This is a genomic window from Roseateles noduli (assembly GCF_050626985.1).
In the GTDB taxonomy this organism is placed as follows: domain Bacteria; phylum Pseudomonadota; class Gammaproteobacteria; order Burkholderiales; family Burkholderiaceae_C; genus Roseateles; species Roseateles noduli_A.
Genome location: NZ_CP192463.1, coordinates 5,237,261 through 5,263,936 on the forward strand (window position 1 = coordinate 5,237,261; position 26,676 = coordinate 5,263,936).

The following is a 26,676-nucleotide window of genomic DNA, read 5'->3' on the forward strand; positions in this document are numbered from 1 at the left end:
CGACGACGAGCAGGACGCGCGGGATGCGCGTCGGCCCGCTCAGAACCAGGGCTTCGGCAACTTCTCGGTCTCGATCGCGCGCTGCAGCGCGGGGCGTTGCGCCATGCGTTCGAGGAAGGCGCCCAGCGCCGGGCGGTTGCGCGCCGGATCGGCGAAGTTGCGCGTCCAGCGGCAGAGCATGAACGCGAAGGCGTCCAGCACCGAGTAGCGCTCGCCGAGCATGAACGGGCCGCCATGGCGCTCGAACTCGGCGGCGAGCAGATCCAGCTGCGCGCCGGCCCGGACCTGCGCCTGCGCCTTCACCTCGGCGCTGCCGGCGGTGTTGCCCGGCGCGACGAAACGATCGGGGTAGTAGTAGGCGATGACGGTGGGCTGCAGCGTGTTGGTCAGCCACATCAGCCATTTGTACGCATGCGCGCGCTGGGCGCTGCCGAGCGGCGGCATGAGGCCCGCGTCGGGATGCGTGTCGGCGAGGTGCAGCAGGATCGCGGCGGTCTCGAACAGCACCAGGTCGTCCGCGCCTTCGCGCGTGTCGCGCATCGCGGGCAGCAGGCCGTTCGGATTGATCGCGAGAAACGCGGGCGACTTGTGTTCGTCCTTGTCGCGATCGACCAGCCGGAGCTGGAAGGGAACGCCCAGTTCGTGCAGGACGACGTGAGGTGCGAAGCTGGCGTTGCTGGGGAAGTAGTAGAGCTCGATCATGGCGTCGGGGTGGTGCGTGGCGGCGGCGTGAATGTCTCGTGAATCTCTTGTGGAGGTGTGCCATGACGGGGAGGCGCCAGGCGGCGGGCATCATCGCCGATCCGGCGGCTGGGTCCGGCCGCGCCCCAGCCTGACGGCGTGCATGACGGTGTGCATGACGGTGTGCGCGGGGGCTTCGGAAGCAATGGTTCTTTACCCCGGCGAAACGCCCTCCCGTAGACGTGGCCGAGCGCTGCGGCGTTGAATAAGCCATCTGGACTTCCTGGGCGCCGTCGGACGGCGCGAGCGATCATGAGCAGCATGAACAAGCTTCGTTGGTTGATTCCCGTCGCACTGGCCTTGTCCGCGGGGCTGGCGTCGGCGCAACATCACGGCGGGGGGGCGCGCGTCGACATCGGCCTGCGCCTGGACAGCCGCTACCACCATGACCACTACTACCCCGCGCCGGGTTACGTCGCACGCGGCCTGCCGGGCGGCGCGGTGTTCGTGGGCAACCGCTACTGGTACCACGGCGGCGTCTGGTACCAGCCGTGGGGTCCGAGCTTCCGCGTGATCGCGCCGCCGCTGGGCTTCGTGGTGCCGATCCTGCCGAGCGCCTACGTGACGCTGCGCATCGGCGGCTACCCGTACTACTACGCCAATGGCGCGTACTACACGGTGGCCTCGCCGGGGCCGGGCTACGTGGTCGTCGCGCCGCCGCCGGGGGCCGATGCCGCGACACCCGCGCCTGTCGCGCCGCCGCGGCCCGATCCGATCATCTATCCGCGCAACGGACAGTCCGCCGGCCAGACCGAGGCCGACCGCCAGGAATGCAACCGCTGGGCGACGACGCAGCCCTCGTCGATGAACGACGCCGGCGTGTTCAACCGCGCGGTGGAGGCATGCATGGATGGGCGGGGATACAGCATGCGGTGAACGTCGCCCTCTGCGAGGGCTTTGACGTCGAGCAAGGGCCAGCCGCGTGCTGGCCCTTCGTCATTTCGATCTCCCACTTGTCAGGTGACGTGTCTTGGAGATAAGCTATTAACAAATTGCTTAATAGCTGATTCGCATGCAACTCGATCGCGTCTTCGAAGCGTTGGCCTCCGGGCCGCGTCGCCAGATCCTGGCGTATCTGTCCGGCGGCGAACTGAGCACGAGCGCGCTCGCCGAGCGCTTCAACATGAGCGCGCCGGCGATTTCCCGTCATCTGTCCATCCTCGAGTTGGCCGGTCTCGTCAGCAGCGAGCGCCAGGGGCAGTTCGTCCTGTATCGCTTGAACTCGGACAACCTCGTCAACAGCCTGACCGGCTACGCGCTGGAGGTCTGCCCGGTCGGCCGGCCGCTCAAGCAGGAGGCAAAGGCGCGCGCCAGTGCGGCCAAGGCCGCGGCGCCATCGGCTCCCGCCAAGACGGCGAAGGTCACGAAGGCCATCAAGACCGTTGCAGCCGCCAAACGAGCCAAGCCCGCCAAAGGCTGATCCTGGAGACCACCATGCCATTCGCCGCCCCTGAATCCCTCGACGGCCATCGCGTGCATGTCGATGCGCCGGAAGATGTCCTCATCGGCGAGGTCCGTTACTCGCCGCTGAAGTCGCTCTGGTTGCTCGCGCATCTGGCGGGCGCGCTCGTCGGCGTCTGGTTCTTCCTGTCCTGGTCCGCCGTGCTGGTGTTCGTGCTGGCCACGGTCACGGTGCTCCTGCTGGGTCACTCGCTCGGCAGCCATCGCAAGCTGATCCACGACAGCTATCAGGCGCCGCGCTGGCTCGAGCGGCTGCTGATCTGGTTCGGCGTCCAGGTCGGCCTCGCAGGGCCGCTGGGATTGCTGCGCCAGCATGAACTGCGGGACTTCGCGCAACGCCTGCCTGACTGCCATCCGTACCTGCGTCACGGTGTTTCGTTCTGGCGCGACGGCTGGTGGCAGCTGCATTGCGAGCTGCGCCTTGCGCGCGAGCCGCGCATCGAGCTGGAACCGCGCATCGCCGATGACCGTTACCTGCGCCTGCTGGAACGCACCTGGATGCTGCAGCAGTTGCTGCCGGCAATGCTCTTCTACGCCGTGGGCGGCTGGGCATTCGTCTGCTGGGGGGTGTGCGCGCGGATCTGCGCCGGTGTCGTCGGGCACTGGCTGATCGGGCATTTCGCCCACAACGCGGGCGGCATGCATCATGAGGTGGAGGGCGCTGCCGTCCAGGGGCGCAACATCCGGTGGACCTCGCTGCTGACGATGGGCGAGAGCTGGCACAACAACCACCATGCCTTTCCCGGCTCTGCGCGACTGGGGCTCTATCCGGGAGAGTTCGATCCGGGCTGGTGGATGCTGATGCTGCTGAAGCGGCTCGGCCTTGTCTGGGACTTCCGGCTGCCGGCAGCGATGCCCGCGCGGGCCGAGCTTCGCGCGATCGACGCGGTGCCGGTCGCGACGGCGGCGAGCCTCGGTGCCTGGCGCGACCTGCCGGCATTGCGCGGCGTGCTGAGAACCGCGGCGCGTGACGGCGCCCGATTGCAAGGACCCGCGGCGCTGATGCCGGCGGCGTGGCTGGCCGCCTGGTCGGGCGCGGCCTTCGAGCGTCGACGCGAGATGGCGCGTCTGGAGGTGCTCGTCCCGAGCACCGGCCAGGTGGTGCGCGGCCTGCCCGCGCTGTGCGTCAGCCTCGCTGCGCGAGGTACCTTGGCGAGCTGCGCTGCGGCGGCGTTGCTGCCGATGGCCGCAGCCTGGGAGTCCGGTCGATCGGCATCGCAACCTGCCTGAGCGGGTGGGTCACCGTCAGATCCACGCCGCGCCTGGTTCACAGCAAGCACCCCGCCTCGCTCCCATCCGACGGCGCCGCGCTGCTGCTGACCTGCACCCCATACCGCTCCGCGGTCATGTGCGCCAGGATCGCCAGCGCAATCTCGGGCGGCGTGCGGGCGCCGATGTGCAGGCCCACCGGGCCGTGCAGGCGATCGAGCTGCGCGTCGGTCAGGTCGAAGTGCTCCTTCAGCCGCGCGCGGCGCTTGGCCTGGTTCACGCGCGAGCCGATCGCGCCGACGTAGAACGCCGGCCCGCGCAGCGCCTCCATCAGCGCCAGGTCGTCGAGCTTGGGGTCGTGCGTCAGCGCCACGATCGCGGTGTGGCCGTCGGGCTTCAGGCGCTGGACGACGTCGTCCGGCATCTCGCGCGTCAGCGGCGCGGCGATCAGCGTCCACGGGTAGTCGTCGCGCGGATCGCAGACCTGCACCTGGTAGTCGAGCGCCAGCGCCATCTGCGCCAGGTACTGGCTCATCTGCCCCGCGCCGATGATCAGCAGCCGCCATTGCGGCCCGTGGTGCGTCACCAGCTGGGTGTCGCTCAGCACCAGCCGGTCCGCGCCGTCGCGCGAATGCGCGCCGGGCTCCGCGAGCGAGACGGCGCCGGTCGCCAGGTCAAGCGTGCGCAGCACGCGCTCGCCGCGCGACAGCCGCTCCAGCAGCGGCGCGATCGCCGAGTGCGCGCCGACCGGCTCCAGCATCAGCTCCAAGGTGCCGCCGCAGGGCAGGCCGAAGCGCTGCGCCGCCTCGGCCCCGACGCCGTAGCGGATGAGCTCCGGCGTCTTCAGGGACAGCGCGCCCTCGCGGATCTTCGCGACCAGGTCGTCCTCGATGCAGCCGCCGGAGACCGATCCGGTGATCAGTCCGTCCGCCCGCACCGCGACGATCGATCCGACCGGCCGCGGCGCCGAGCCCCAGGTCCGCGTGATGGTGCCGAGCACGACGCGCTGGTCGGCGTCGATCCATTGCTGCACCTGGCGCAGCACCTGCAGGTCCATGTTGTCCATCCGCGCACCATAGCGAATTTCGCCCCCGTCTGCGTCGCACCGGGCATGCAGGCTCACAATCGACGACATGCCCACGCTCGCCCTCAATGACGATCTCGTGCTGCCCGTCCCGCAGGCCCTGGCCTGGAAGACGTTGCACGACCTGACCCTGCTCGCGGACAGCCTGCCCGAGGGCGCCCGCCTCCAGGCCGGCGATGCGCCGGGCGCGTTCGCGCTGGCGCTCGCGGGATTCGACGGACGTGTCCTGCAGCTCGATCTCGACGCGCCGAGCCGCCTGCGCCTCAGCTTCGAGGGGCGCGGCCCGCGCACCGGCGCCGTGACGGGCCAGGCGCAACTCCGGTTGGAGTCGCTCGGCGAGGACCGCACGCTGCTGCATGTGGCGCTCGTGATCCAGGCCGAGGGCGCCACGCCGTCGAAGGTCGCCGGGCTGCAGGCGCTCCGGGCGAGGCTCGTCGCCTTCGCCGCCGCGGTCGAGCGCCGCCATCCCTCCGACCGCCCGCTGCCGGTGAAACCACCCCCCAAGCCGTGGCCGCAGCGGCTGGTCGACTGGTACCTCGGCTGGTTCGCGGCGATCTTCAACGGGACGCTGTTTCCCGCGCCGAAACCGCGTCCGCCCAGCCCGCGCGACAAGCGCTGAGCGCGACACCCGGGCGTCATGCGACCGCCACCGCATCTGTGCCTCGATGTAACTTGTTGATTCGCTTATAGAATCCGGCGCAATCCAACGGCCACCTCGCGGTGGCCGCTTCGTTTTCCGCCGAATGCGCTCCCCAGGATCGTCGGCGACCGAATCCGCCGACCCCCGATGGCTTCTCGCCTGTTCCCGCTGGACGCGCTGCGCGCGGCCGCCGCGCAATTGATCGTGCTGCATCACCTGTCGGTCTACGGACCGATCGCCGAGGCAATGCACGGCCTGTTCCCGCTGCTGTCGGGATGGCTCCACGACTACGGCCGCATGGCCGTGCAGGTGTTCCTCGTCCTGGGCGGCTATCTCAGCGCACGGGCGCTGTCGGCGCAGGAGCCGCAACTGCGCCGCTCCGCGCCGGCCCTGCTGGCGCAGCGCTACTGGCGCCTGGTGCCGCCCTTCATGGCGGCGGTCGGGCTGACGCTGCTGTCGTCCTGGCTGGTCCAGCCCCTGCTGCCCGAACTGGTCCCGACCCAGGTCCACCTGACGCAGATCCTGGCCCATGCGCTGCTGCTGCACGACCTGATGTCGGTCGAGGCGCTCACCGTCGGCGCCTGGTACGTGGCGATCGACTTCCAGCTCTTCGCCCTGCTGCTGCTGGTGATGTGGGCACTGCGTTGCCTGCCGCTGACGCGCGCGTCGCGGCAATGGCTGGCGCCGGCCGTCGTGGGCGCCCTGTGCGCCGCGTCGCTGCTGAAGTTCAACCGCATGGCCGACATGGACGCCTACGCGATCTACTTCTTCGGCGCCTATGGCCTGGGCGTGCTGCTCTACTGGTGCCAGGGCTGGGCGCCGGCCGCGCGCCGCGCCGGACTGCTGGCGCTGGGCGGCCTGATGGTGGTCGCGCTGGCGCTGCAGTTCCGGGAGCGTCTGGTCGTCGCCGCGCTGACGGCCGTGGTCATCGTGCTGTGGCGTCGCGGCACGCTGCCGGCATGGTTCGAACGGCGCGGACAGGCGCCGGTCCAGACCATGGCGCGTCATGCCTATGCGCTCTTCCTGGTGCACTTCCCGGTCTGCCTGCTCGTGAACGCGATCTACGAGCACCGCGCCGAGAGTCCCGCCCCCATGCTGGATGCACTCGCGCCGCTGGCGCTGGTGGCCGCCTGGTTCCTGAGCAACCTGGCCGCGTTGCCCTTCCATCGCTGGATCGAGGCGCCGCTGCTGCGCTGGCGTCCGCGCGCCGCGGTGCTGCCGCAGGGCGTGGCGGTACGCTGATACCGCTCGACGGTGTTGGAGCCGCCGATGCCTGTCCGCTGATCCCGGCCGCTGATCCCGGGTCGCCGATGCCGGTCCGTTCGGACTAGGCCCAGTTCTCGCGCGCGTTCTCGCGCCGCTGCAGATCGGCGAGCGTCTTGCCGGGCTCGTCGCGGAAGCGCTCTTCCGTCATCTCGAGCTGCTGCACGCGGTCGACGCGGAAGCTGCGGAAATCCTCTCTCAACTCGCACCAGGCGGAGAAGGTCCACACCGGTCCCCAGAAGAAGCAGGCCAGCGGCCGCACGAGGCGCGTGCTGGTCTGGTAGCTGAGGTCGAGGTAGTGCAGGCGCAGCTTGGTGCGGGATTCGGTGGCCTGGCGCAGGTGGGTGAGGCGCTCGCGGGTGGCGTCGTCGAGGCCGCGCTGGGGCGCGTAGACGGTGAGGCTCTCGGCCGCCGCGCGCGCCGTGCCGGGCAGCACCGCGAAGATCTTGCCGAGCGCCTCCTCCGCGCGCTGGCCGAGCACCGCGTCGAGCTGCGGCTGCGCCAGCCGCACCGCGGCGACCAGCGACTGGGCTTCCTCGGCGCTGAACATCAGCGGCGGCAATTCGAAGCCCACCCGCATGCGGTAACCGACGCCCGCCTCGCCGTCGATCGGCACGCCCTGCTGCTGCAGCGCGGCGACGTCGCGGTAGACGGTGCGGATCGACACCTCCAGCCGCTGGGAGAGGAACTCGGCCGTCGTGAGACGGCGTCCACGGATGAGTTGGACGATCTGGAACAGGCGGTCGGCGCGGCGCATCCGACGATTGTCGGCCATGGGCATGACCTGTCCAGGTCGTCATCCCCGCTACGATGTGTCGCATGGCTGACCCACATGTCGTGCTTCCCCATGTCGTGATCGTCGGTTGCGGTTTTGGCGGCCTGGAGGCCACCAAGGTCCTCGACGGCGCGCCGGTCCGCGTCACGCTGATCGACCGCAGCAACCACCACCTGTTCCAGCCGCTGCTGTACCAGGTCGCGACGGCGGGGCTCTCCGCGCCGTCGATCGCCTCGCCGATCCGCCACATGCGGCGCCACCAGCGCAATCTCACGGTGCTGATGGCCGATGTCGAGGCCATCCACAAGGACGCGCGGGAGATCGTGCTCTCGGATGGCCAGCGCGTGGGGTATGACCAATTGATCGTGGCCGCCGGTGCCACGCACAGCTACTTCGGCAACGACCAGTGGCAGGCGCACGCGCCCGGACTGAAGACGCTGGCTGACGCCTTCCAGTTGCGGGCCCGGCTGCTGAGCGCCTTCGAGCGTGCCGAGACGCTGCCCGATGCCGCGAGCCGCGCGCCGTGGCTGAACTTCGTCGTCATCGGCGGCGGGCCGACCGGGGTCGAGATGGCCGGCACGCTGGCCGAGATCGCCCGCCACACGCTGCGCGACGAATTCCGCCGCATCGATCCCAGCCGCGCGCAGGTGCTGCTGGTCGAGGGCTCGGACCGGATCCTGGCGGCGTTCAAGCCGGCGCAGTCGGCGCAGGCCCAGGCGCAGCTGGAGCGCATCGGCGTGGTGGTGCGGACCGGCTGCCGCGTCGTCGGCATCGACGAGGCGGGCGTCGACCTCCAGACCGCCGATGGCGGCACGGAACGCATCGCCTCGCGGACCAAGGTCTGGGCGGCCGGCGTGGCGGCGTCGCCGCTGGCCCGTACGCTGGAGGTGCCGCTCGATCGCGCCGGGCGCGTGGTCGTCGACGAGCACATGAACATCCCCGGCCATCCGGAGATCTACGTCGTCGGCGACATGGCCGCGGCGACCAGCCTCGAGAAGGACGGCAGCCGCAAGCCGGTGCCCGGCGTCAGCCCCGGCGCGAAGCAGGCCGGCCGGCATGCCGCGCGGCAGATCCTGGCGCGGATGCAAGGGCGTTCGGAGCCGCCGTTCCATTACCGCGATTACGGCAACCTCGCGACGATCGGCCGCAAGGCGGCCGTCGCCGACCTGGGGACGATCCAGTTCAGCGGCTTCTCCGCGTGGCTGTTCTGGCTGTTCGTGCACGTGTACTTCCTGATCGGTTTCCGCAACCGCGTCCGCGTCTTCGCGGACTGGGCCTGGGCCTACTTCACCTTCCAGCGCCACGCGCGGATCGTGGTCGAGCCACGCCCGGGCGTTGGCGACGACGCGTAGGACGCGTCGGCAGCGTTCGGATGGGCGTTCGGATGGGTGTTCAGATGGGCGTGCAGATCTCGACCAGCGTCCCGTCGGGACATCGGACGTAGGCCACCACCTGGCCCCAGGGCTTGGTCATCGGCGGGGTCAGGCCTTGCGCGCCGGCGGCCAGCGCCAGCGCATACGCGGCGGGCACATCCTGCGTGGAGAGACCGATCTCCATGCCCAGGGGCGATCCGTCCTCGGCTTTCCGGTAGTCCTGCCCGAGGTTGCCGCGGGCGATGTCATGCCGCGCGAATGACAAGGTCGTGGCGCCGGTCTCCAGCTCGCCATAGGCGCCGGACTCGTGCAGGAAACGTCGCCGCAGGCCGAAGGCGCGCTCGAAGAAGTCCAGCGACGCACCCACGTCCTCGACGTAGACGATCGTGTAGGCGAAGTTCAAGGCGCTCATGGCGGGCTCTCCGTGGAAGGACGATGACAGCGGGGCACATGTCCCCTGCGCGCGGGGCGTCGGCGCGGGCCGGCTCCCCCGTCGTCCTGGCCGAAGCCCCCCGATTCGGGTGGGCCATCGTGTAGGACGACGTCGCGTCCATGATGCGGACCGGCTGCTGACAGCGGATTGGCAGCTAGGATTGCCGCCCATGAGTGCCCCGTCCCTCGCGCCGCAACGGCTTCCCAACGGCCTGCTCTGGCTGGCGCGTCCGGTCGCGAGCACGCAGGCGGCGGTGCGCGTGGTCTACCGTTGCGGCGGACGCGACGATCCCACCGGCCGCAGCGGCATGACGCATCTGGTGCTGCGACTCGTCGCCGGCGCCAGCCGTTACCTGGAGCCCGGCCAGTTCAACCGGCTGATCGCCTCGGCCGGCGGCCGCAGCGGCATCGAGATCGACGAGGACTTCGCCGCGCTGCAGACCGTCGTGCCCGCGCATCAGCTCGAACGCGTGCTGTGGGCCGAGGCCGAACGCATGAGCAATCCGCGGCTGGAGCCGGATGCGCTCGCCACCGCGCGGCAACAGCTGCGCCAGGCGGTTCAGGCGCCGCAGCTTCATCCGTATGCGCGGCTGGACCTCGCCGTCCAGCGCCACGGCTACCTGACGCATCCGTACCAGCGCGGCGCGCTCGGCGACCCGGAGCAGCTCAAGGACCTGGACATCGACACCGTGCGGGCCTTCCACGCCAACCGCTTCGGCTGCGACCGCGCATTGCTCGTCGTCACGGGCGCGTTCGATGAAGCGGCCGTCGCGCGCTGGGTCATGCATTACTTCGGCTCGATCCGGCCGCCGATGCCGGCGCGGGCGTCTTCGGTCTCGACCTCGACCTCCGCGACGGTCTCGCCGTCGCCGGCACCGGCACTGTCATCGTCATCGTCATCGTCATCGTCCTCTGCCGCTTCCACCGCGCCGGCAGCGCCGCCGTCTTCTTCGTCGCCGTCATCGCTCGCCGAAGCGCGCGAGCTGCGCGAGGCGCGCCGTCCGCAGAGCCAGACGCTGAAGCTGTCGCTCGCGCAGGCGCCGCTGCCGGCCGCCGCGCTGGTCTGGCAGGTGCCGCGCGCCGACGATCCGACCCTGCCGATCTGGCAGCTCGCCCACGCGCTGCTCGGACTGGGTCGTTCCGGCCGGCTGATCGACACGCTGGTCGACGAGAAGGCGCTGGCGCATCAGCTCAGCCTGCGTCTGCACACGCATCGGGACGCGGGACTGCTGGTCGCGCAGGCGCTGGCGGCCCACGGGCAGACGTCCGCGCCGGTGGCGCTGGCCCTGCAGCAGGAAGTGCTGCGCCTGGCCGACGAGCCGGTGACCGACGAGGAACTCAACAAGGCGAAGGCGCTGCTGCGGCGCCAGACCTTGTCGGACGACTGGACCGCGGACCGCCTGGCGCGTTCGCTCGGCACGGCCTGGGCGGTGCGGGGCGACGCCGGCGCACCGGCCAAGGACATGGCGACGTGGGTCAAGCTGAGCGGTGCCGAGGTGCAGCAGTTCTGGCGCAAACAGGTCGTGCAGGCGCCGGTGCTGACGCTGCTGGCGGACATCGGCGCCGCCGCGGGGGTCGCCGCATGACGGTCGATCTGAACCGCCGCGGGCTGATGCTCGGCACGGCCATCGTGTCGGGATCGGCGGCCTGGCCGGCGCTGGCGCAGGACGGCTTCGACCGTCCGCCCGAGGCGCCTTCGGCCCCGGCGCCGCAGCCGTTGCCGATCGAGCAGACGAAGCTTTCGAACGGATTGCGCGTCATCGTGCTGCCGCGTCCCGGTGCGCCGCGCACGGCGGTCCGACTGATCGGCGAAGGCGGCTGGCTGCGCGACCCGGCAGGCAAGGACGGTCTGGCGGAGGTGGCGTTGTCGATGTTGGCGCAAGGCGCGAAGCGCGACGGCGAGGAGATGGAATCCGCCGACATCGCCTATGCGGGCGACCTGCTGGGTCTGCCGCTGCGGCTGGAGTTGACGCCGTCGACGGCGGAGATCGTGCTGGAGGCCTTGCCCGATCAGTGCGACGACGCAGTCAACCTGCTGGCGGACCTGACGCAGCGGCCGCTGCTCGCCTTCGAATCGCTCGAGCACATCCGCAGCCGCGCCATCGATGCGCTGGTGCTGCGTCGTGCCGATGCGCTGCTGCTCGCGCCATGGGCGGCGCGGCGGCAGTTCCGGGGCCGCGCGCAGCCGGTGCAGACCACGGCCAGCCTGAAGCGGCTGCGCCGCGAGGACGTGCTGGCCTTCCACCGCCAGTACTGGCGGCCGGAGCGCGCGGTGCTGCTGTTCACCGGCGACCTGAGCTTGCAGACGGCGCGCGGGCTTGCCGAGGACTTCATGGGCGGCTGGCGCGTGCCGAAGGTACCGGCGACCGGTCCGACGCCGGCGGTGGCGCTGCCCGCCGCGGCGCCCACGCCGGCGATCGCGCAGTTCCTGCCGTTGCCGCAGGGGCAGGGCTGCCGGTTGATCGTGCAGACGCCGGTGCCGCGCGGCACGCCGCCGGCCTTGCGCGAGCTGGCGCGCACGCTGATGCATCAACGGCTCGCGGCGCGGCTGCCGTGGCCGTGGGAGAGCGAGATGGAGTCCCTCGGCGGCGCGTTGTGCTGGCGGCTGAGCGTGACCTTGCCGGCGTCGGCGGTGCCGGAGCAGCTCACGCTGTTGCGCGAGCAGCTGCCGTTGCTCGCGGCCGAGGCGGTGACGCCGGAGGACCTGGCGCTCGCGCAGGCGCTGGCACAAGGGGACTGGGAGTTCGAGCTCACCGAGGCGCCGGATGCGCTCCTGACGCAGGCGCTGGCGGTGGGGGAACTCGAGGACTGCGTCCACTGGCCGCAGCGCGTGCACGCGGTGAGCGCGCCGGTGCTGCAGCTGCTGATGGCGTCCAGCTGGCGCGATGGCCGCACACATCTGCTGCTGCTGGGCGACGCGGGGTCGCCGGAGCCGGCGCAGCGCGCGTGGCCGGGGCTGGCCTTGACTACAATGCGGGCTGTCATTGGGGAGTAGCCGCTGCACCCCGCCCGTCGCCCGACGGGCCGATTCAGCAGACCCGCGTCAACAGACTTGAGCCTTGGCTCATGGCGCGAGGTAGCCAGGAACCCACGGGTTCCCAGCCTGGCGAGACCTTTGACCATGTCCCCGGACTTTGCGGCCGGCGGCGACATGGTCATTGGTTCGTCTCGGCCGCTGAGTCTTTCATGGAAGCCTTCCTCATCTCCACCGGCCTCGTGGCCCTCGCCGAAATCGGCGACAAGACCCAGTTGCTGGCCTTCATCCTGGCCGCGCGCTTCCGCAAGCCGGGACCGATCGTGCTGGGCATCCTGATCGCGACGCTGGTCAATCACGCTTGTGCGGGTGCTGTCGGCAGCTGGATCACGACGCAGGTGTCGCCGCAGACGCTGCGCTGGGTGCTGGGCGTGGGCTTCATCGCGATGGCGGCGTGGACGCTGATCCCCGACAAGATCGATGAAGAGGAGACCGGCGGCAAGTTCCGCCTGGGCGTGCTGGGCACGACGATCGTGGCCTTCTTCCTGGCCGAGATGGGCGACAAGACGCAGATCGCCACGGTCGCGCTGGCGGCGCGCTTCAACGACCTGTGGATGGTGGTCGCGGGCACGACCCTCGGGATGATGATCGCCAACGTGCCGGCGGTGCTGGTGGGCGACAAGCTCGCGCACAAGCTGCCGGTGCGGCTGGTTCACGGCATCGCGGCGATCATCTTCGCGGTGCTGGGGGTGCTCACGCTTCTGGGGGCGGGGGAGTCGTTGGGGTTCTGATCGACCAGCGTCATTCCGGCTGACTTGGCTGCGCCGTGATCGAAAGTCATCGTTCGGACGCAGCCAGCGCCCGAACAGCGGCGCTCTATCAGGTAGTCCTGGAAGTCAGCCTTTCCCATCACAAATCGGTCCACCGCGTCGGCAACCTCGAACTCATGTTCGACGCGCAGGCGAGGATCAGCAAGCATCCGTCCAATGGTGCGGATGAGGCCGGCCCTTTCCATTTCGTAGGTCTTGCTGAGGACCCACCACAGCTCCATCAGCGCGACGGTGGAGACATAGCCGGGATCTTCCGGCGTGAGGGAACTCAAGAAGCGCCGGGCTACCGCAGTCTGCGGGTCATCCGCGTTCGCGAAGTGGCGAACGAGGATGTTCGTATCGATGCCCTTCATCCGACATGACCTCCCCGGGCACGAATCGCCCGGTTCATGTCCTTGATCGTCACCTTGCGTTTGGGCTTGCCGATCATTCCCTCCAGGCTGAGGGGGTGCTCCTTCGAATAGATCAGGTACTCGTGCGGCGCGAGCCTGAGGAACTCCACCCGGTCTCCCGGATTCAAGCGGAGTTCGTCCCGAACGGCGTCGGGAATGTTGAGCACCTGACCTTCTTCGTAGGTACCGACCTTGACCAGGGTATCGAGTGCAGACATGAAGCTTCTCCTTCAATGGAACAGAAGCCGACAACTCTAGGCACGCCGATTCCGTCTGGCACTTCCTCAAACTTGTCATTGAGGGGTGAAGACCTGACCCCCTGAATGGGGCCTTCCCAAGAGGGGTCCGGTCAGCGCGCCGAGGCCTGCCTCACCGCGCGTTCCCACTGCGCCATCAGCGTCTCGGCGCGGTCGCGCGACATGGTCGGGCGGAAGGTGCGCTCCGTCTGCCAGTTGCGGCCGATGTCGCCGAGGTTGCCGTAGACGCCCGCCGTGAGGCCGGCGAGGTAGGCCGCGCCGAGCGCCGTCGTCTCGATCACCTTCGGACGCACGACCGGGATGCCGAGCAGGTCCGCCTGGAACTGCATCAGCAGGTCGTTCACGCACGCGCCGCCGTCGACGCGCAGTTCGCTCACCGGCGCACCGCCGGCTGCGACGGCATCGCGGCTCATCGCCTGCAGCAGCGCCGCGCTCTGGAACGCGATGCTCTCCAGCGCCGCGCGCGCGATGTGCGCCACTGTCGATCCGCGCGTGAGGCCCACGATGGCGCCGCGCGCCTCCGCGTCCCAGTAGGGCGCGCCCAGGCCAGTGAAGGCCGGCACGAACATCACGCCGCCGGCGTCGGGAACGCTCTCCGCGAGCCCCTGCACCTCGCCGCTGCCCTTGATCGCGTTCAGCCCGTCGCGCAGCCACTGCACCACCGCGCCGCCGATGAAGACACTGCCTTCGAGCGCGTACTGCGGCGTCGCGTCGATCTGCGCCGCGCTCGTCGTGATCAGCCCGTTCGCGCTGGTCTGGAAGCGCGGCCCCGTGTGCATCAGCATGAAGCAGCCGGTGCCGTAGGTGTTCTTGGCCATGCCGGCCTCGAAGCAGGCCTGGCCGAACAGCGCGCTCTGCTGGTCGCCGCCGATGCCGCCGATCATCAGCGCCGTGCCGAGATGCTCCGGCGCGACACGGCCGAAGTCCGAAGCCGACGGCTTCACCTCGGGCAGCAGCGACTTCGGAATGCGCAGCAGCGCGAGCAGCTCTTCATCCCATTGGTTGTCGCGCACGTTGAACAGCATCGTGCGCGACGCGTTGCTCACGTCAGTGACGTGCACCTCGCCATTCGTGAGCTTCCAGATCAGCCAGCTGTCGATCGTGCCGAAGGCGAGCTCGCCGCGCTCCGCCGCGTCACGCGCGCCAGCGACGTGGTCGAGGATCCACTGCAGCTTCGTCCCCGAGAAGTACGCGTCGACCACCAGCCCCGTCTTCTCCTGGATGCGCGCGCCGTGGCCCTGCTCGCGCAGCGCGGCGCATTGCGGCTCCGCACGCCGGTCCTGCCAGACGATCGCGTGATGGATCGGTCGGCCGGTCCTGCGGTTCCACACCAGCGTCGTCTCGCGCTGGTTGGTGATGCCGATCGCCTTCACCTCGGAGGCTTTCAGCGACGCCTTGGTCAGCACCTCGCGGGCGACGGCAAGCTGCGTCTCCCAGATTTCATCGGCATCGTGCTCGACCCAGCCGGGCTGCGGGTAGATCTGGCGGAACTCGCGCTGCGCCATCGCGACGATGCGCCCCTGCGCGTCGAAGACGATCGCGCGCGAACTCGAGGTGCCCTGGTCCAGGGCCAACAGATAGGTCATGGCTTGTCTCGCTCGTTGTGTTCTTGAACTGCTTCTGGAAAGAACCCGTCGCGATGCTACGGCGCGACCACGAGCTCCACGCCCGCATCCCCCATCAGCGCGGGGAAGGGCTCCGGCGGCGGCTCGTCGGTGAACAGCGCGTCGATCTGCGGCAGGCGGGCCACCTCGGCCATCGCCGGCCGGTTGAACTTGGTCGCGTCCGCCGCGACCCACACCTCGCGCGAATGCTCGACGATGGTCCGCGCGACCATCACCTCGCGGTAGTCGAAGTCGCGCAGGCTGCCGTCGGACTCGATGCCCGAGATGCCGATCAGCCCGATGTCCACCTTGAACTGGCGGATGAAGTCGACCGCGGCCTCGCCGACGATGCCGCGGTCGCGATGCCGCACCGAGCCGCCGACCATCACCAGCTCGCAGTCCGGGTTGTCGCTCAGGATCATCGCGACGTTCAGGTTGTTCGTGATCACGCGCAGGCCCTTGTGGCGCAGCAGCGCGTGCGCCACCGCCTCCGTCGTCGTGCCGAGGTTCAGGATCAGCGAGCAGCCGGCGGGGATGCGCGCCGCGATGGCGCGCGCGATGCGCGCCTTGCCGTCGGCCTGCATGGCCTGGCGTTGGCGGTAGGCGATGTTCTCCGTGGTCGACGACGGCACGCGCACGCCGCCGTGGAAGCGCTGCACCAGGCCGGCCTCGGACAGGCGCTGCACGTCCCGGCGCACCGTCTGCAGCGTCACGCCGAACTTCTCGGCCAGCGCCTCGACGCTCACCGATCCATGGGCGCGCACCTCCTGCAGCAGATTGTTCTGACGAGGGTTCGGATTCATGGCGCGCAGGCTAAAGGAACCGAAACGAACAATTGATCGGGTTAACCCTCAATCGAAACGCGCATATTCGCGCTAAAAAGAAAAAAGAAGAACAGAATTGCGAACTTTCCAACGGCCATCGCAGGGTGGCCGTTTGACTGTCCGGCCAATTCGCTCCAAGGAGACACCTTGACCGCCGCCTCGATCCCCGAACCGATCTCCGTTGACCGCGCCTCCCTCGATGCAGGCGTCGCCGGTGCGCGCGACGCCGCCGGCGTGGGCGGCGCGATCGGTGACTGCGACGTGCTCGTCGTCGGCGGTGGCATCAACGGCGCCGGCATCGCGCGCGACCTGGCCGGCCGCGGCTGGAAGGTCGTGCTGGCGGAAGCCTCGGACTTCGCGGCGCACACGTCCTCGTCGTCGACCAAGCTGATCCACGGCGGGCTGCGCTACCTCGAGTACTACGAGTTCTCGCTCGTGCGCAAGGCGCTGCAGGAGCGCGAGGTCCTGCTGCGCAGCGCCCCGCACATCATGTGGCCGCTGCGCTTCGTGATGCCGCACGACGCGGCGATGCGCCCGGCCTGGATGATCCGCATCGGCCTGTTCCTCTACGACCACCTGGCGCGGCGCGAGGTGCTGCCGGGTTCCGAGGGCGTGGACCTGCGGCGCTCGCCTTACGGCGAGCCGCTGAAGGCCGAGTACACGAAGGGCTTCGTCTATTCCGACGGCTGGGTCGACGACGCGCGGCTGGTGCTGCTGAACGCGCTCGACGCGCGTGAGCACGGCGCCGTGCTGCACACCCGCACGACGGTCACCGCCGCGCAGCGACACGCGGATCACTGGACCGCGACGCTGCGCTGCGCCGACGGCGATCGCACGCTGAAGGCGCGCGCGCTGGTCAACGCGGCGGGTCCGTGGGCCGAAGGCTTCCTGCGCGAGGTCGCCGCGCCCGCGCGTGGCGAGGCGCTCGCCACGAAGAGCCTGCGCCTGGTCAAGGGCAGCCACATCATCGTGCACAAGCGTTTCCAGCACGACCACGCCTACATCTTCCAGAACCCGGACAAGCGGATCATCTTCGCCATCCCCTACGAAGACGATTTCACGCTGATCGGCACGACCGACGTGGAGCTGGCGCCGGACGCGCTGGCGGGTTTCGGCAAGGCGCGCATCGACGAGCGCGAGATCGCCTACCTCTGCGAGCAGGCCAGCCGCTACTTCCGCGAGCCGGTGGTCGCGTCGGACGTGGTCTGGACCTACGCCGGCGTGCGCCCGCTGCTGGACGACGCGTCCGGCGATCCATCGGCGGTGACGCGCGACTATCTGCTCGAGACCCACGCCGACGGCGGCGCGCCGCTGCTGAGCGTGTGGGGCGGCAAGATCACGACCTTCCGCAAGCTGGCCGAGGACGCGGCCGATCTGCTGGGCGACCTGCTCGGCGACCGTCGCCGGGCCTGGACCGAGCACGCCCATCTTCCCGGCGGCGACCTGCGCGACTGGATCGGCGCGCCGCAGCGGCCCGACACCGATTTCCAGCGCCTGCTGTCGGCCGTTGGCCAGCGCCATCCGTGGCTGCCGCCGTCGATGGCGCGGCGTCTCGCGCGGGCCTACGGCGCGCGTCTCGGGCGCGTGCTCGGCGGCGCGGAGCGGATCGACGACCTTGGCCCGGAGATTGCCCCGGGGCTGCACCAGGCGGAACTCGAATACCTGGTCCGCGAGGAGTGGGCGCGCGCCGCGGACGATGTGCTGTGGCGCCGCTCCAAGCTGGGACTGCATTACACCGAGGCGCAGCGGATGGCGGTGGTCCAGTGGTTCGCCGAGCGCGAGCACCTCTGGGCCAAGCCGCCGGCCGCGGCGGCATGACCTGACCCCGGCGCGGGCGCCGATCCCGACTCCGATCGGGCAACCGATCCAGAGACCGATCCACAAGAACGACATGCGAAGAGACACCCCGATGGAGCCGACATCATGGAGCTGACCTTGCGCGGCGTGAGCCACAAGGTCGGCGCGCAGCACCACCTGTACCCGATGGACCTGCGGCTGGTGCCGAACGCGGTCACCGTGCTGCTGGGCGCGACGCAGGCCGGCAAGACGACGCTGATGCGCCTGATGGCGGGCCTGGACAAGCCCAGCGACGGCAGCGTGACGGTCGACGGCACGGACGTCACCGGCTGGCCGGTGCGCAAGCGCGACGTGGCGATGGTCTACCAGCAGTTCATCAACTACCCGTCGATGAGCGTGCGCGACAACATCGCGTCGCCGCTGAAGCTGCGCGGCAAGCTCGATCGCGACGCCATCCGCAAGCGCGTCGACGAACTGGCCGACAAGCTCCACATCGAGATGCACCTCGACAAGCTGCCCGCGCAGCTGTCCGGCGGTCAGCAGCAGCGCGTCGCGCTGGCGCGCGCGCTGGCCAAGCAGGCGCCGCTGATGCTGCTGGACGAGCCGCTGGTGAACCTCGACTACAAGCTGCGGGAGGAACTGCGCGAGGAACTCGGCCAGCTGTTCGCAGCCGGGGAGTCGACGGTCGTCTACGCGACGACCGAACCGGCGGAGGCGCTCCAGCTCGGCGGCTACACCGCGGTGATGGACGCCGGCGAGCTGCTGCAATACGGTCCCACCGCCGAGGTCTTCCACCGACCCGCGTCGCTGCGCGTCGCGCGGGCCTTCAGCGATCCGCCGATGAACCTCGTCATCGCCCAGGGACTTGGCGACCGGCTGCAACTGCGGCCGGGGCTCGACCTGGCGCTGCCGGGGCAGGGCGGCGTGACGGTGGGCGTGCGTGCCAGCGCGCTGCATGTCACGCAGCGGCCCGGCGACATCGCGATCAAGGGCGAGGTGGAACTGGCCGAGATCTCCGGCTCCGACACCTTCGTCCACGCCCACACCGAGGTCGGCGAACTCGTCGCGCAGCTGACCGGCGTGCACGACTTCGAGCTCGGCGCCCCGCTGACGCTGTACCTCAATGCCGCCCATGTCCACGTCTTCGACGCGGCCGGGCTGCTGACGCGCGCCCCCGAGCGCCAGGGAGCCCGCTGATGGCCCGCATCGACCTGGACCTCGCCCACGCGTACCGGCCCGATCCGAAGGAAGACAGCGATTACGCGCTGCTCCCGCTGAAGATGAGCTTCGAGGACGGCGGCGCCTATGCGCTGCTCGGCCCCTCGGGCTGCGGCAAGACGACGCTGCTGAACATCGTCTCCGGGCTGCTGCGGCCCTCGCAGGGCACCGTGCGCTTCGACGGCCGCGACGTCACCGGGCTGACGCCGCAGCAGCGCAACATCGCGCAGGTGTTCCAGTTCCCCGTCATCTACGACACGATGACGGTGGCCGAGAACCTCGCCTTCCCGCTGCGCAACCGCGGCGTGGCGGCGGACAAGATCAAGGCCCGCGTCGGGAAGATCGCGGAGATGCTCGAGCTCAACGGTCAGCTGAACCAGCGCGCCTCCGGGCTGTCCGCGGACGCCAAGCAGAAGATCTCGCTGGGCCGCGGGCTGGTGCGCGAGGACGTCTCGGCCGTGCTCTTCGACGAGCCGCTGACCGTCATCGATCCCCATCTGAAGTGGCAGCTGCGCCGCAAGCTCAAGCAGATCCACAACGAGCTCAAGCTCACGCTGATCTACGTCACCCACGACCAGGTCGAGGCGCTGACCTTCGCGGACCAGATCGTCGTCATGACACGGGGCCGCGCGGTGCAGGTCGGCTCGGCGGGCGAGCTGTTCGAACGCCCGAGCCATCGCTTCGTCGGCCACTTCATCGGTTCGCCGGGCATGAACTTCCTGCCGGCGGCGCTGGAGGATGGTGGCGGACTGAGTGTGGCCGGGCAGCCGGTCGCCGGTTCGGTCGATCCCGGCACCGGCGCGGCGCTGTCGCGTGCGGAGCCGTTCATGGTCGGCATCCGGCCCGAATACGTCGAAGTCGACGATGTCGGTGACGGCGTTCCCGCGCTGCCGGGCACGGTGACCGGCGTGGTCAGCCAGGTCCAGGACATCGGCACCTACTGGCTGCTCACCGCCAAGGTGGGACCGCACACGCTGAAGGCGCGTCTGTCCGCCCATGCGCAGCCGCCCGCGGGCGGCGCCACGGTGGCCTTGCGCGTGCTCAATCCCCACACCTGCTTCTACGGTGCCGACGAGCGGCTGATCGCCGGCGCGGTACCCATGGCCGCGACGTTCGCGGCGATCACCTCGGGTGCTCCGGAGGGCCTCGCATGAAACCCATCAACCAGAAGGCCTGGTTCCTCGTCCTGCCCGTGCTCATCTGCGTGGCCTTCTCGGCCATCCTGCCGCTGATGACGGTGGTGAACTATTCGGTGCAGGACATCATCTCGCCCGAGCGGCGCGTCTTCGTCGGCACCGAGTGGTTCGCCGCGGTGATGCGAGACGAGGAACTCCACGGCGCGCTGCTGCGCCAGCTCGGCTTCTCGCTGGCGGTGCTGCTGGTCGAGATCCCGCTGGGCATCTGCCTGGCCTTGTCGATGCCGGCGCAGGGCTGGCGTTCGTCGCTGGTGCTGGTGATCGTCGCGCTGTCGCTGCTGATCCCGTGGAACGTCGTCGGCACCATCTGGCAGATCTACGGCCGCGCGGACATCGGGCTGCTCGGCGCGTCGCTGCAGGCGCTGGGCATCGACTACAACTACACCGGCGACGCGACCGACGCGTGGATCACGGTGCTGGTCATGGATGTCTGGCACTGGACGCCGCTGGTGGCGTTGCTGTGCTTCGCCGGACTGCGCTCCATCCCCGATGCCTACTACCAGGCCGCGCGCATCGACGGCGCCAGCAAGTTCGCCGTGTTCCGCTACATCCAGCTGCCCAAGATGCGGGGCGTGCTGATGATCGCGGTGCTGCTGCGCTTCATGGACAGCTTCATGATCTACACCGAGCCCTTCGTCCTCACCGGCGGCGGTCCCGGCAACGCGACCACCTTCCTCAGCCAGTACCTGACGCAGAAGGCGGTCGGCCAGTTCGACCTCGGGCCGGCGGCGGCGTTCTCGCTGATCTACTTCCTGATCATCCTGCTGCTGTGCTTCATCCTCTACAACTGGATGCAGTCGCTCGGAACCCAAGACAAGACGATGGAGGCTGGCCATGGATGAACGCCGTTTCCGCAAGCGCACGATCTTCCTGATCGCGTACCTGCTCTTCGCGCTGCTGCCCATCTACTGGATGGTCAACATGAGCTTCAAGACCAACGAGGAGATCCTCTCCAGCTTCAGCCTCTGGCCGCAGCACTTCTCGCTGGCCAGCTACAAGACCATCTTCACCGACCCGTCCTGGTACAGCGGCTACATCAACAGCCTGATCTACGTCGGGATCAACATGGTGATCTCGGTGAGCGTGGCGCTGCCGGCCGCCTATGCGTTCAGCCGCTACTCGTTCCTCGGCGACAAGCACGTCTTCTTCTGGCTGCTGACCAACCGCATGACGCCGCCGGCGGTGTTCCTGCTGCCGTTCTTCCAGCTGTACACGACGCTGGGGCTGATGGACACGCACATCGCGGTCGCGCTGGCGCATCTGCTGTTCAACGTGCCGCTGGCGGTGTGGATCCTGGAAGGCTTCATGAGCGGCATCCCGCGCGAGATCGACGAGACCGCCTACATCGACGGCTACAGCTTCCCGCGCTTCTTCCTCACGGTGTTCCTGCCGCTGATCAAGGCGGGCGTGGGCGTGGCGGCGTTCTTCTGCTTCATGTTCTCGTGGGTGGAACTGCTGCTGGCGCGCACGCTGACCAGCGTCAACGCCAAGCCCATCGTCGCGACGATGACGCGTACCGTCAGCGCCTCCGGCATGGACTGGGCGACGCTGGCCGCGGCCGGCACGCTGACGATCGTGCCGGGTGCGATCGTGATCTGGTTTGTCCGGCACTACATCGCAAAAGGCTTCGCGATGGGCAGAGTATGACCACCCCCTACCGCCTACGGCGGCCCCCTCAAGGGGGCGCACCCGATGGCCCGGCGGAGCCCGGTCCATGGGTGCCGCTTGACGACGGCCGGGCTGACGCCGGCCAAAAGGAGTTCTGATGTTCGATTGGATGGTGTGGACGACCCCGGTCGCCGTCTTCTTCACCTGCGTGGTGCTGATGCTGGTCGGCATGACGGTGTGGGAGATCAAGTCGCCGACGACGCTGCGCAAGGGCTGGCTGCCGATGCGCACGACGCGCGGCGACCGGCTGTTCATCGGCCTGCTGACGGCGGCCTACATCAATCTGGCCTTCGTCGGCCTGGGCGCGAAGATGGCCGAGTGGTTCCAGCTCGAGGCCGAACCCAGCGTCTGGATCAGCCTCATCGCGTCGATGCTGGTGCTGGGGCTGATCCTGCGCAAAGGATGATCGAGTAGTTCAAGCTTCAAGGAATTCGGCTTCCCCGTTCCCCCGGAGCCGCGATTCGTCCTCATGCAGGGGGAGATTCGACAGACACAGGAGACAAGCGTGAACAAGAGCAAGTATTCCGCGCTGGCCGTGGCCGCATTGCTGGCGTTGGGAGCAAACGCCGCGTGGGCCGGCGAGGCCGAGGCGAAGAAGTGGATCGACAGCGAATTCCAGCCGTCGACCCTGTCCAAGGACAAGCAGACGGCCGAGATGAAGTGGTTCATCGAGGCGGCCAAGAAGCTCCAGGCCAAGGGCGTGAAGGAGATCTCGGTGGTGTCCGAGACCCTGACCACGCACGAGTACGAGAGCAAGGTGCTGGCCAAGGCCTTCGCCGAGATCACCGGCATCACAGTCAAGCACGACCTGATCCAGGAAGGCGACGTCGTCGAGAAGCTGCAGACCTCGATGCAGTCGGGCAAGAGCATCTACGACGGCTGGATCTCCGACTCCGACCTGATCGGCACGCACTACCGGTACGGGAAGATCATGAATCTCTCCGACTACATGACCGGCGCGGGCAAGGAGTGGACGAACCCGGGCCTGGACCTGAAGGACTTCATCGGCACCAGCTTCACGACGGCGCCGGACGGCAAGCTCTACCAGCTGCCCGACCAGCAGTTCGCCAACCTGTACTGGTTCCGCGCCGACCTCTTCGCGCGCAAGGACCTGCAGGACAAGTTCAAGGCCAAGTACGGCTACGACCTGGGCGTGCCGCTGAACTGGAGCGCCTACGAGGACATCGCGGCCTTCTTCTCCAACGACGTGAAGACGCTCGACGGCAAGCCGATCTACGGCCACATGGATTACGGCAAGAAGGACCCGTCGCTGGGCTGGCGCTTCACCGACGCGTGGCTGTCGATGGCCGGCGCGGCGGACAAGGGCATCCCCAACGGCATGCCGGTCGACGAGTGGGGCATCCGCGTGGCCGACGACAAGTGCACGCCGGTGGGCGCCTCGGTGGCGCGCGGCGGCGCGACCAACTCGCCGGCGGCGGTCTATGCGCTGACCAAGTACGTCGACTGGATGAAGAAGTACGCGCCCAAGGAGGCGACCGGGATGACCTTCGGGGAATCGGGCCCGGTGCCGGCGCAGGGCCAGATCGCGCAGCAGATCTTCTGGTACACGGCCTTCACGGCGGACATGGTCAAGCCGGGCCTGCCGGTGGTGAACGCGGACGGCACGCCGAAGTGGCGCATGGCGCCGGGGCCGAACGGGCCGTACTGGAAGGACGGCATGCAGAACGGCTACCAGGACGTGGGCAGCTGGACCTTCTTCAGCGGCCATGACGCCAACCGGACCGCGGCGGCCTGGCTGTATGCGCAGTTCGTGACGGCCAAGTCGGTGAGCCTGAAGAAGAGCATCCAGGGCCTGACCTTCATCCGCGACAGCGACATCCGCAGCGACTACTTCACCAAGAACGCCAACAAGTACGGCGGCCTGATCGAGTTCTACCGCTCGCCGGCGCGCGTGGCGTGGACGCCCACGGGCACGAACGTGCCGGACTATCCGAAGCTGGCGCAGCTGTGGTGGAAGAACGTGGCGCAGGCGGTGACCGGCGAGAAGACGCCGCAGGCCGCGATGGACACGCTGGCCGACGAGATGGACGCGGTGATGGCGCGGCTGGAGCGCGCCGGCATGGCCAAGTGCGCGCCCAAGCTCAACAAGAAGGAAGACCCGAAGAAGTGGCTGTCCGACAAGGGCGCGCCGTGGGCCAAGCTGGCCAACGAGAAGCCCAAGGGCGAGACCATCGCCTATGAGAAGCTGCTGAATGCGTGGAAGGACGGCAAGGTGCGGTGAGCGCGCACCCGGGCTGAGACTCGATGGGGCCGTGCCGGTGGCACGGCCCTTTTCATTGCGCGTTTAAGACGGGCATAAGGCCCGCTCCGGGCGCCGTGCCACCATCGGGTCATGTTCAAGTCCCTCATGGACCTCTTCGACACGCTGGCGCCGGACGACGCGTTCGGTGGCTCGCGGGGCGGCGCGCCGTCGTTGCCGCTGGCGGCCGCGGTGCTGCTCGTCGAGGTGATGCGCTCCGACGCGGATTTCTCCGGCGTCGAGCGCTCGGCGGTGGGCAAGGCGCTCACCGCGCTGTTCGCGCTGTCCGAGGACGAGGCCGACGCGCTCACCGCGCAGGCCGAGCGCACCGCCCGCACGGCGTCCGACCTGTTCGCCTTCACCTCGCCGGTCGACGAGCGCTGGGACATGCCCGCGAAGCTGCGCCTGGTCGAACTGATGTGGGGCGTGGCCTACGCCGACGGCAGGCTCGGCGACATCGAGCGCCACACGATGTGGCGCATCGCCGACCTGCTGCACATCCCGCAAGGCGCCTACCACCACGCACGGATCCGCGCGAAGGCGGCGGCCGGCCTCGGCGAGGACGACTGACCCGCCGCGCCAGCTGAATCGACCACCCGAAACGGAAAGGCCCTCCTGAGGAGGGCCTTCCTCGTGGGGACTCCGCGCGGCCGCGGGGTCAGCGCGCGTTCTGGAACACCACCCGCTCCGCCAGCTCGCGCGGCGCGCCCACGGTCCGGCGCTGGATGTGGTCCAGCACCTGACCGGCACGCTCGCATGTGATGGGCGCGGGGCCGGCATTGCCGTCGGTCCACAGCTTGGAGAACGCGCCGGGGGCCGTGGCGCCGACCGTGCGGGTCACGACCTCGAGTTCCAGCGGCGTCGGCTGCGGCGCGCGGGCGCGCGTGGGGAGGGCTTCCCCCGCGGCGTCGGTCAGCCAGAGGGCTTCGAGTGCCAGGGCGTCCTCCGGCAGCAGCCGGCGCGGCACGGGGGAGCCGGACAACCAGGACTGGCAGGTCTCGGCGCCGAGTGTCTGCGCGGCGGTCAGCTGCGCGCGCAGCACCTGCAGGTAGCGGCGGCGCAGGTCGCGCGATCCGTTCAGGAGCATCTCACGCACATTGGGAGCCAGCACGCTCTGGGCGGCGATCTGGGCCCCGGCGACGGCGTGCTCCGAGTCGCCCAGCGCGAGTTGCGCCGCGCGCATGCGGCCGGCGGCCTCGTCGATCAGGCCGGGGAAACGCTGGTCGAGCCGGAACCAGGCATCGCTGGCGCGCAGCGCGTTGACGTAGTCGCTCAGCGGCGCGTACTGGCCGGGCTTGTCGCCCTCAGGCAGGGCGACGTCCAGCGTTTTCGGCGGCGGTTGGATCAGCGAATGACGCACCAGGTCGACGGGCGGCGGATACCACATGGTGCGCGACGGCGTGCTCAGCGTCTTCTGGATGAATTCCTCGGGCAGCTCCATGCGGCGATAGGTGCGCGCGAGTTCCTGGTTGGCGATCTCGTCGAAGGCCGGATTGAAGGTGCCGCTGCTGGCGCGGTGGAAGCCGAGCTGCGCGCCCGGCATCAGCTGGCGCTTGTTGCCGGCGAGGAAGACCAGCGTGCAGGCGCTCTCGCAATTGCCGATCGCGCGCGTGCCGACGCCGCGCTGGCGGATCAGCTGGACCATGCGTTCTGCTTCGGTGACGCGGCCGCCGGGCGAGGCGACCTCCAGCAGCCGCACGGCCGGCGAGGCTGCGAGCAGCGTGCCCAGTCGGCCGGCGTCCCCGGCGCCGATGGGGCCGTTGAGCTGCATCGTGCGGCCGTCGGTGCTCACGACCAGGCGCGCGTTGCCGATCGGATCGATGCCGCGCGCGAGCTTCCACAGCTCGGGGAGTTCCCCGAACACGCCCAGCGCCAGCGAGAACGCGATCTGCAGGAACGACAACAGCAGGCACAGGCGGGCGAAACCGGAGATCAGGAAGGAGCCGCCGGCGTCGACATAACCGCGCACCGAGCGCCAGGTGCCGACGGCGCTCCAGATCTCGACGAGGATCAGCAGCGGCCAGACGATCAGCAGCGCGATCGCGACGCCCTGCAGGCCGTCGCTCTTGGTGGCGAGCCAGGCGACCAGGCCCTGCACGCCGGCGGCGAGGGGCCAAGTCAGGAGGACGTGGTTGATCCAGAAGCTCTGGGCCAGACTCTGCTCGCCGCGCCAGTGGCTGGCGATGTAGCCGATGAGCAGGCCTTCCCCGTCGGCCGGGGCGGGCCGGCTGCGCTCGACGGCGGTGCGGGACAGACGGTCATGCCAGGTGCGTCCCTCGGCGTCGACGCGCGCCCACAGAAAGCCGGCGAAGAGCGGGATCGCGGAGATCAGATAACCGACCCAGCGGATCACGGCCTGCACGGGGGTCGGGCGACCGCCGCTGCGGGCGTCCACGACCTTGATGCCGGCGACGAGCTTGCCGGGCGTGGCGCCCTGCCAGGTCCAGAACGCGACGCAGACGATCAGCGGCAACAGCCAGTTGATGGCGATGGTGCCGGGCCGCAGATCGTTCCACTTCGACACCGGGTCGCCGTACACGGCCCACATCAACAAGGTACTCGCGGCGATCATCAAGACGCCGTCGATGACCATGGCCAGTGCGCGGGGCGCCAGGCCGACGGATTGGTTCGACATCCTCTTCTCTCCCTCTAGGGCGGGAAGTGTAAAGAGGGTGTGA

General features: G+C 69.3%; 26 protein-coding genes and 1 riboswitch. Of the genes, 17 read left to right on the plus strand and 9 right to left on the minus strand.

The features are described 5' to 3' along the window. Positions 1-39: 39 nt before the first annotated feature. On the minus strand, positions 40-702 hold the full coding sequence (locus ACQ4L4_RS22775) for a glutathione S-transferase family protein (RefSeq protein WP_431101121.1): 663 nt from the start codon (positions 700-702) through the stop codon (positions 40-42). 300 nt (positions 703-1,002) lie between these two features. On the opposite strand from ACQ4L4_RS22775, the gene ACQ4L4_RS22780 reads away from it, so the two are divergent. From ACQ4L4_RS22780 to ACQ4L4_RS22790, 3 genes are all read left to right on the plus strand, one after another. Beyond that, positions 1,003-1,617 (plus strand): DUF6515 family protein, encoded by a 615-nt coding sequence (locus tag ACQ4L4_RS22780; RefSeq protein WP_377158518.1) that lies wholly within the window; start codon positions 1,003-1,005, stop codon positions 1,615-1,617. Between the two features lie 136 nt (positions 1,618-1,753). Beyond that, the gene (locus tag ACQ4L4_RS22785) at positions 1,754-2,161 is read left to right on the plus strand and encodes a metalloregulator ArsR/SmtB family transcription factor (protein ID WP_431101123.1); all 408 of its coding nucleotides are present in this window, start codon (positions 1,754-1,756) and stop codon (positions 2,159-2,161) included. 14 nt (positions 2,162-2,175) lie between these two features. Then, positions 2,176-3,432: an acyl-CoA desaturase gene (locus ACQ4L4_RS22790; RefSeq protein WP_431101124.1), complete on the plus strand. Its 1,257-nt coding sequence runs from the start codon at positions 2,176-2,178 to the stop codon at positions 3,430-3,432. Positions 3,433-3,469: 37 nt separating this feature from the next. On the opposite strand, the gene ACQ4L4_RS22795 is transcribed toward ACQ4L4_RS22790, so the two are convergent. Next, positions 3,470-4,477: an XdhC family protein gene (locus ACQ4L4_RS22795; RefSeq protein WP_431101125.1), complete on the minus strand. Its 1,008-nt coding sequence runs from the start codon at positions 4,475-4,477 to the stop codon at positions 3,470-3,472. Between the two features lie 67 nt (positions 4,478-4,544). Here ACQ4L4_RS22795 and ACQ4L4_RS22800 point away from each other — a divergent pair, with 67 nt between their 5' ends. Next, a complete protein-coding gene (locus tag ACQ4L4_RS22800) occupies positions 4,545-5,114 on the plus strand; it encodes a CoxG family protein (protein WP_431101126.1) in 570 nt (189 codons plus the stop codon). 168 nt (positions 5,115-5,282) lie between these two features. Next, positions 5,283-6,377, plus strand: a complete 1,095-nt coding sequence (locus ACQ4L4_RS22805) for an acyltransferase family protein (RefSeq protein ID WP_431101127.1) — start codon at positions 5,283-5,285, stop codon at positions 6,375-6,377. An 85-nt stretch (positions 6,378-6,462) separates the two neighbouring features. On the opposite strand, the gene ACQ4L4_RS22810 is transcribed toward ACQ4L4_RS22805, so the two are convergent. Further along, positions 6,463-7,155, minus strand: a complete 693-nt coding sequence (locus ACQ4L4_RS22810) for a helix-turn-helix transcriptional regulator (RefSeq protein ID WP_431104992.1) — start codon at positions 7,153-7,155, stop codon at positions 6,463-6,465. Positions 7,156-7,217: 62 nt separating this feature from the next. Between ACQ4L4_RS22810 and ACQ4L4_RS22815 the strand changes: the two genes are divergently transcribed. Beyond that, on the plus strand, positions 7,218-8,525 hold the full coding sequence (locus ACQ4L4_RS22815; RefSeq protein WP_431101128.1) for an NAD(P)/FAD-dependent oxidoreductase: 1,308 nt from the start codon (positions 7,218-7,220) through the stop codon (positions 8,523-8,525). A gap of 40 nt (positions 8,526-8,565) precedes the next feature. Here the strand turns inward: ACQ4L4_RS22815 and ACQ4L4_RS22820 are convergent, their stop codons facing one another. Next, the gene (locus ACQ4L4_RS22820; RefSeq protein WP_431104994.1) at positions 8,566-8,949 is read right to left on the minus strand and encodes a VOC family protein; all 384 of its coding nucleotides are present in this window, start codon (positions 8,947-8,949) and stop codon (positions 8,566-8,568) included. 199 nt (positions 8,950-9,148) lie between these two features. Here ACQ4L4_RS22820 and ACQ4L4_RS22825 point away from each other — a divergent pair, with 199 nt between their 5' ends. The 3 genes from ACQ4L4_RS22825 to ACQ4L4_RS22835 all read left to right on the plus strand — a co-directional run bounded on the left by ACQ4L4_RS22825 (position 9,149) and on the right by ACQ4L4_RS22835 (position 12,743). Beyond that, positions 9,149-10,564: a M16 family metallopeptidase gene (locus ACQ4L4_RS22825; RefSeq protein ID WP_431101129.1), complete on the plus strand. Its 1,416-nt coding sequence runs from the start codon at positions 9,149-9,151 to the stop codon at positions 10,562-10,564. Next, positions 10,561-11,973: a M16 family metallopeptidase gene (locus tag ACQ4L4_RS22830; RefSeq protein WP_431101131.1), complete on the plus strand. Its 1,413-nt coding sequence runs from the start codon at positions 10,561-10,563 to the stop codon at positions 11,971-11,973. The genes ACQ4L4_RS22825 and ACQ4L4_RS22830 overlap by 4 nt, the downstream gene beginning before the upstream one ends. Then, a riboswitch (yybP-ykoY riboswitch) is annotated at positions 11,953-12,086 on the plus strand. Its footprint overlaps the gene before it by 21 nt. A gap of 78 nt (positions 12,087-12,164) precedes the next feature. Next, on the plus strand, positions 12,165-12,743 hold the full coding sequence (locus ACQ4L4_RS22835) for a TMEM165/GDT1 family protein (protein WP_431101133.1): 579 nt from the start codon (positions 12,165-12,167) through the stop codon (positions 12,741-12,743). Here the strand turns inward: ACQ4L4_RS22835 and ACQ4L4_RS22840 are convergent. The 4 genes from ACQ4L4_RS22840 to ACQ4L4_RS22855 form a co-directional block, all read right to left on the minus strand. After that, the gene (locus ACQ4L4_RS22840) at positions 12,665-13,135 is read right to left on the minus strand and encodes a PIN domain-containing protein (RefSeq protein ID WP_431101134.1); all 471 of its coding nucleotides are present in this window, start codon (positions 13,133-13,135) and stop codon (positions 12,665-12,667) included. The two genes, ACQ4L4_RS22835 and ACQ4L4_RS22840, sit on opposite strands and share 79 nt — an antisense overlap. After that, the gene (locus ACQ4L4_RS22845; RefSeq protein ID WP_067279481.1) at positions 13,132-13,392 is read right to left on the minus strand and encodes a hypothetical protein; all 261 of its coding nucleotides are present in this window, start codon (positions 13,390-13,392) and stop codon (positions 13,132-13,134) included. The genes ACQ4L4_RS22840 and ACQ4L4_RS22845 overlap by 4 nt, the downstream gene beginning before the upstream one ends. A gap of 131 nt (positions 13,393-13,523) precedes the next feature. Then, positions 13,524-15,017, minus strand: coding sequence for a glycerol kinase GlpK (glpK, locus tag ACQ4L4_RS22850; RefSeq protein WP_431101136.1), 1,494 nt, complete (start codon positions 15,015-15,017; stop codon positions 13,524-13,526). A 56-nt stretch (positions 15,018-15,073) separates the two neighbouring features. Continuing rightward, complete coding sequence (locus ACQ4L4_RS22855) at positions 15,074-15,838, minus strand: DeoR/GlpR family DNA-binding transcription regulator (protein WP_431101137.1); 765 nt, start codon at positions 15,836-15,838, stop codon at positions 15,074-15,076. Between the two features lie 255 nt (positions 15,839-16,093). On the opposite strand from ACQ4L4_RS22855, the gene glpD reads away from it, so the two are divergent. The 8 genes from glpD to ACQ4L4_RS22895 all read left to right on the plus strand — a co-directional run bounded on the left by glpD (position 16,094) and on the right by ACQ4L4_RS22895 (position 24,568). Beyond that, the gene (glpD, locus tag ACQ4L4_RS22860) at positions 16,094-17,677 is read left to right on the plus strand and encodes a glycerol-3-phosphate dehydrogenase (RefSeq protein ID WP_431104995.1); all 1,584 of its coding nucleotides are present in this window, start codon (positions 16,094-16,096) and stop codon (positions 17,675-17,677) included. 105 nt (positions 17,678-17,782) lie between these two features. After that, a complete protein-coding gene (locus ACQ4L4_RS22865) occupies positions 17,783-18,853 on the plus strand; it encodes an ABC transporter ATP-binding protein (protein WP_431101138.1) in 1,071 nt (356 codons plus the stop codon). Further along, the gene (locus tag ACQ4L4_RS22870) at positions 18,853-20,028 is read left to right on the plus strand and encodes an ABC transporter ATP-binding protein (protein ID WP_431101139.1); all 1,176 of its coding nucleotides are present in this window, start codon (positions 18,853-18,855) and stop codon (positions 20,026-20,028) included. The genes ACQ4L4_RS22865 and ACQ4L4_RS22870 overlap by 1 nt, the downstream gene beginning before the upstream one ends. Beyond that, positions 20,025-20,912, plus strand: a complete 888-nt coding sequence (locus tag ACQ4L4_RS22875) for a carbohydrate ABC transporter permease (RefSeq protein ID WP_431101140.1) — start codon at positions 20,025-20,027, stop codon at positions 20,910-20,912. Before ACQ4L4_RS22870 ends, ACQ4L4_RS22875 begins: the two co-directional genes overlap by 4 nt. Further along, positions 20,905-21,717: a carbohydrate ABC transporter permease gene (locus ACQ4L4_RS22880; RefSeq protein WP_297526369.1), complete on the plus strand. Its 813-nt coding sequence runs from the start codon at positions 20,905-20,907 to the stop codon at positions 21,715-21,717. Before ACQ4L4_RS22875 ends, ACQ4L4_RS22880 begins: the two co-directional genes overlap by 8 nt. Positions 21,718-21,835: 118 nt before the next feature. After that, the gene (locus tag ACQ4L4_RS22885; protein ID WP_431101141.1) at positions 21,836-22,144 is read left to right on the plus strand and encodes a DUF2160 domain-containing protein; all 309 of its coding nucleotides are present in this window, start codon (positions 21,836-21,838) and stop codon (positions 22,142-22,144) included. Between the two features lie 99 nt (positions 22,145-22,243). Continuing rightward, a complete protein-coding gene (locus ACQ4L4_RS22890; protein ID WP_067279460.1) occupies positions 22,244-23,980 on the plus strand; it encodes an ABC transporter substrate-binding protein in 1,737 nt (578 codons plus the stop codon). Positions 23,981-24,091: 111 nt separating this feature from the next. Next, positions 24,092-24,568 carry a TerB family tellurite resistance protein gene (locus tag ACQ4L4_RS22895; protein WP_431101142.1) on the plus strand — a complete coding sequence of 159 codons (477 nt, stop codon included), beginning with the start codon at positions 24,092-24,094 and terminating at the stop codon, positions 24,566-24,568. An 88-nt stretch (positions 24,569-24,656) separates the two neighbouring features. Here ACQ4L4_RS22895 and ACQ4L4_RS22900 read toward each other — a convergent pair whose 3' ends face one another. After that, positions 24,657-26,633, minus strand: a complete 1,977-nt coding sequence (locus ACQ4L4_RS22900) for an RDD family protein (RefSeq protein ID WP_431101144.1) — start codon at positions 26,631-26,633, stop codon at positions 24,657-24,659. Between the last annotated feature and the right edge of the window lie 43 nt (positions 26,634-26,676).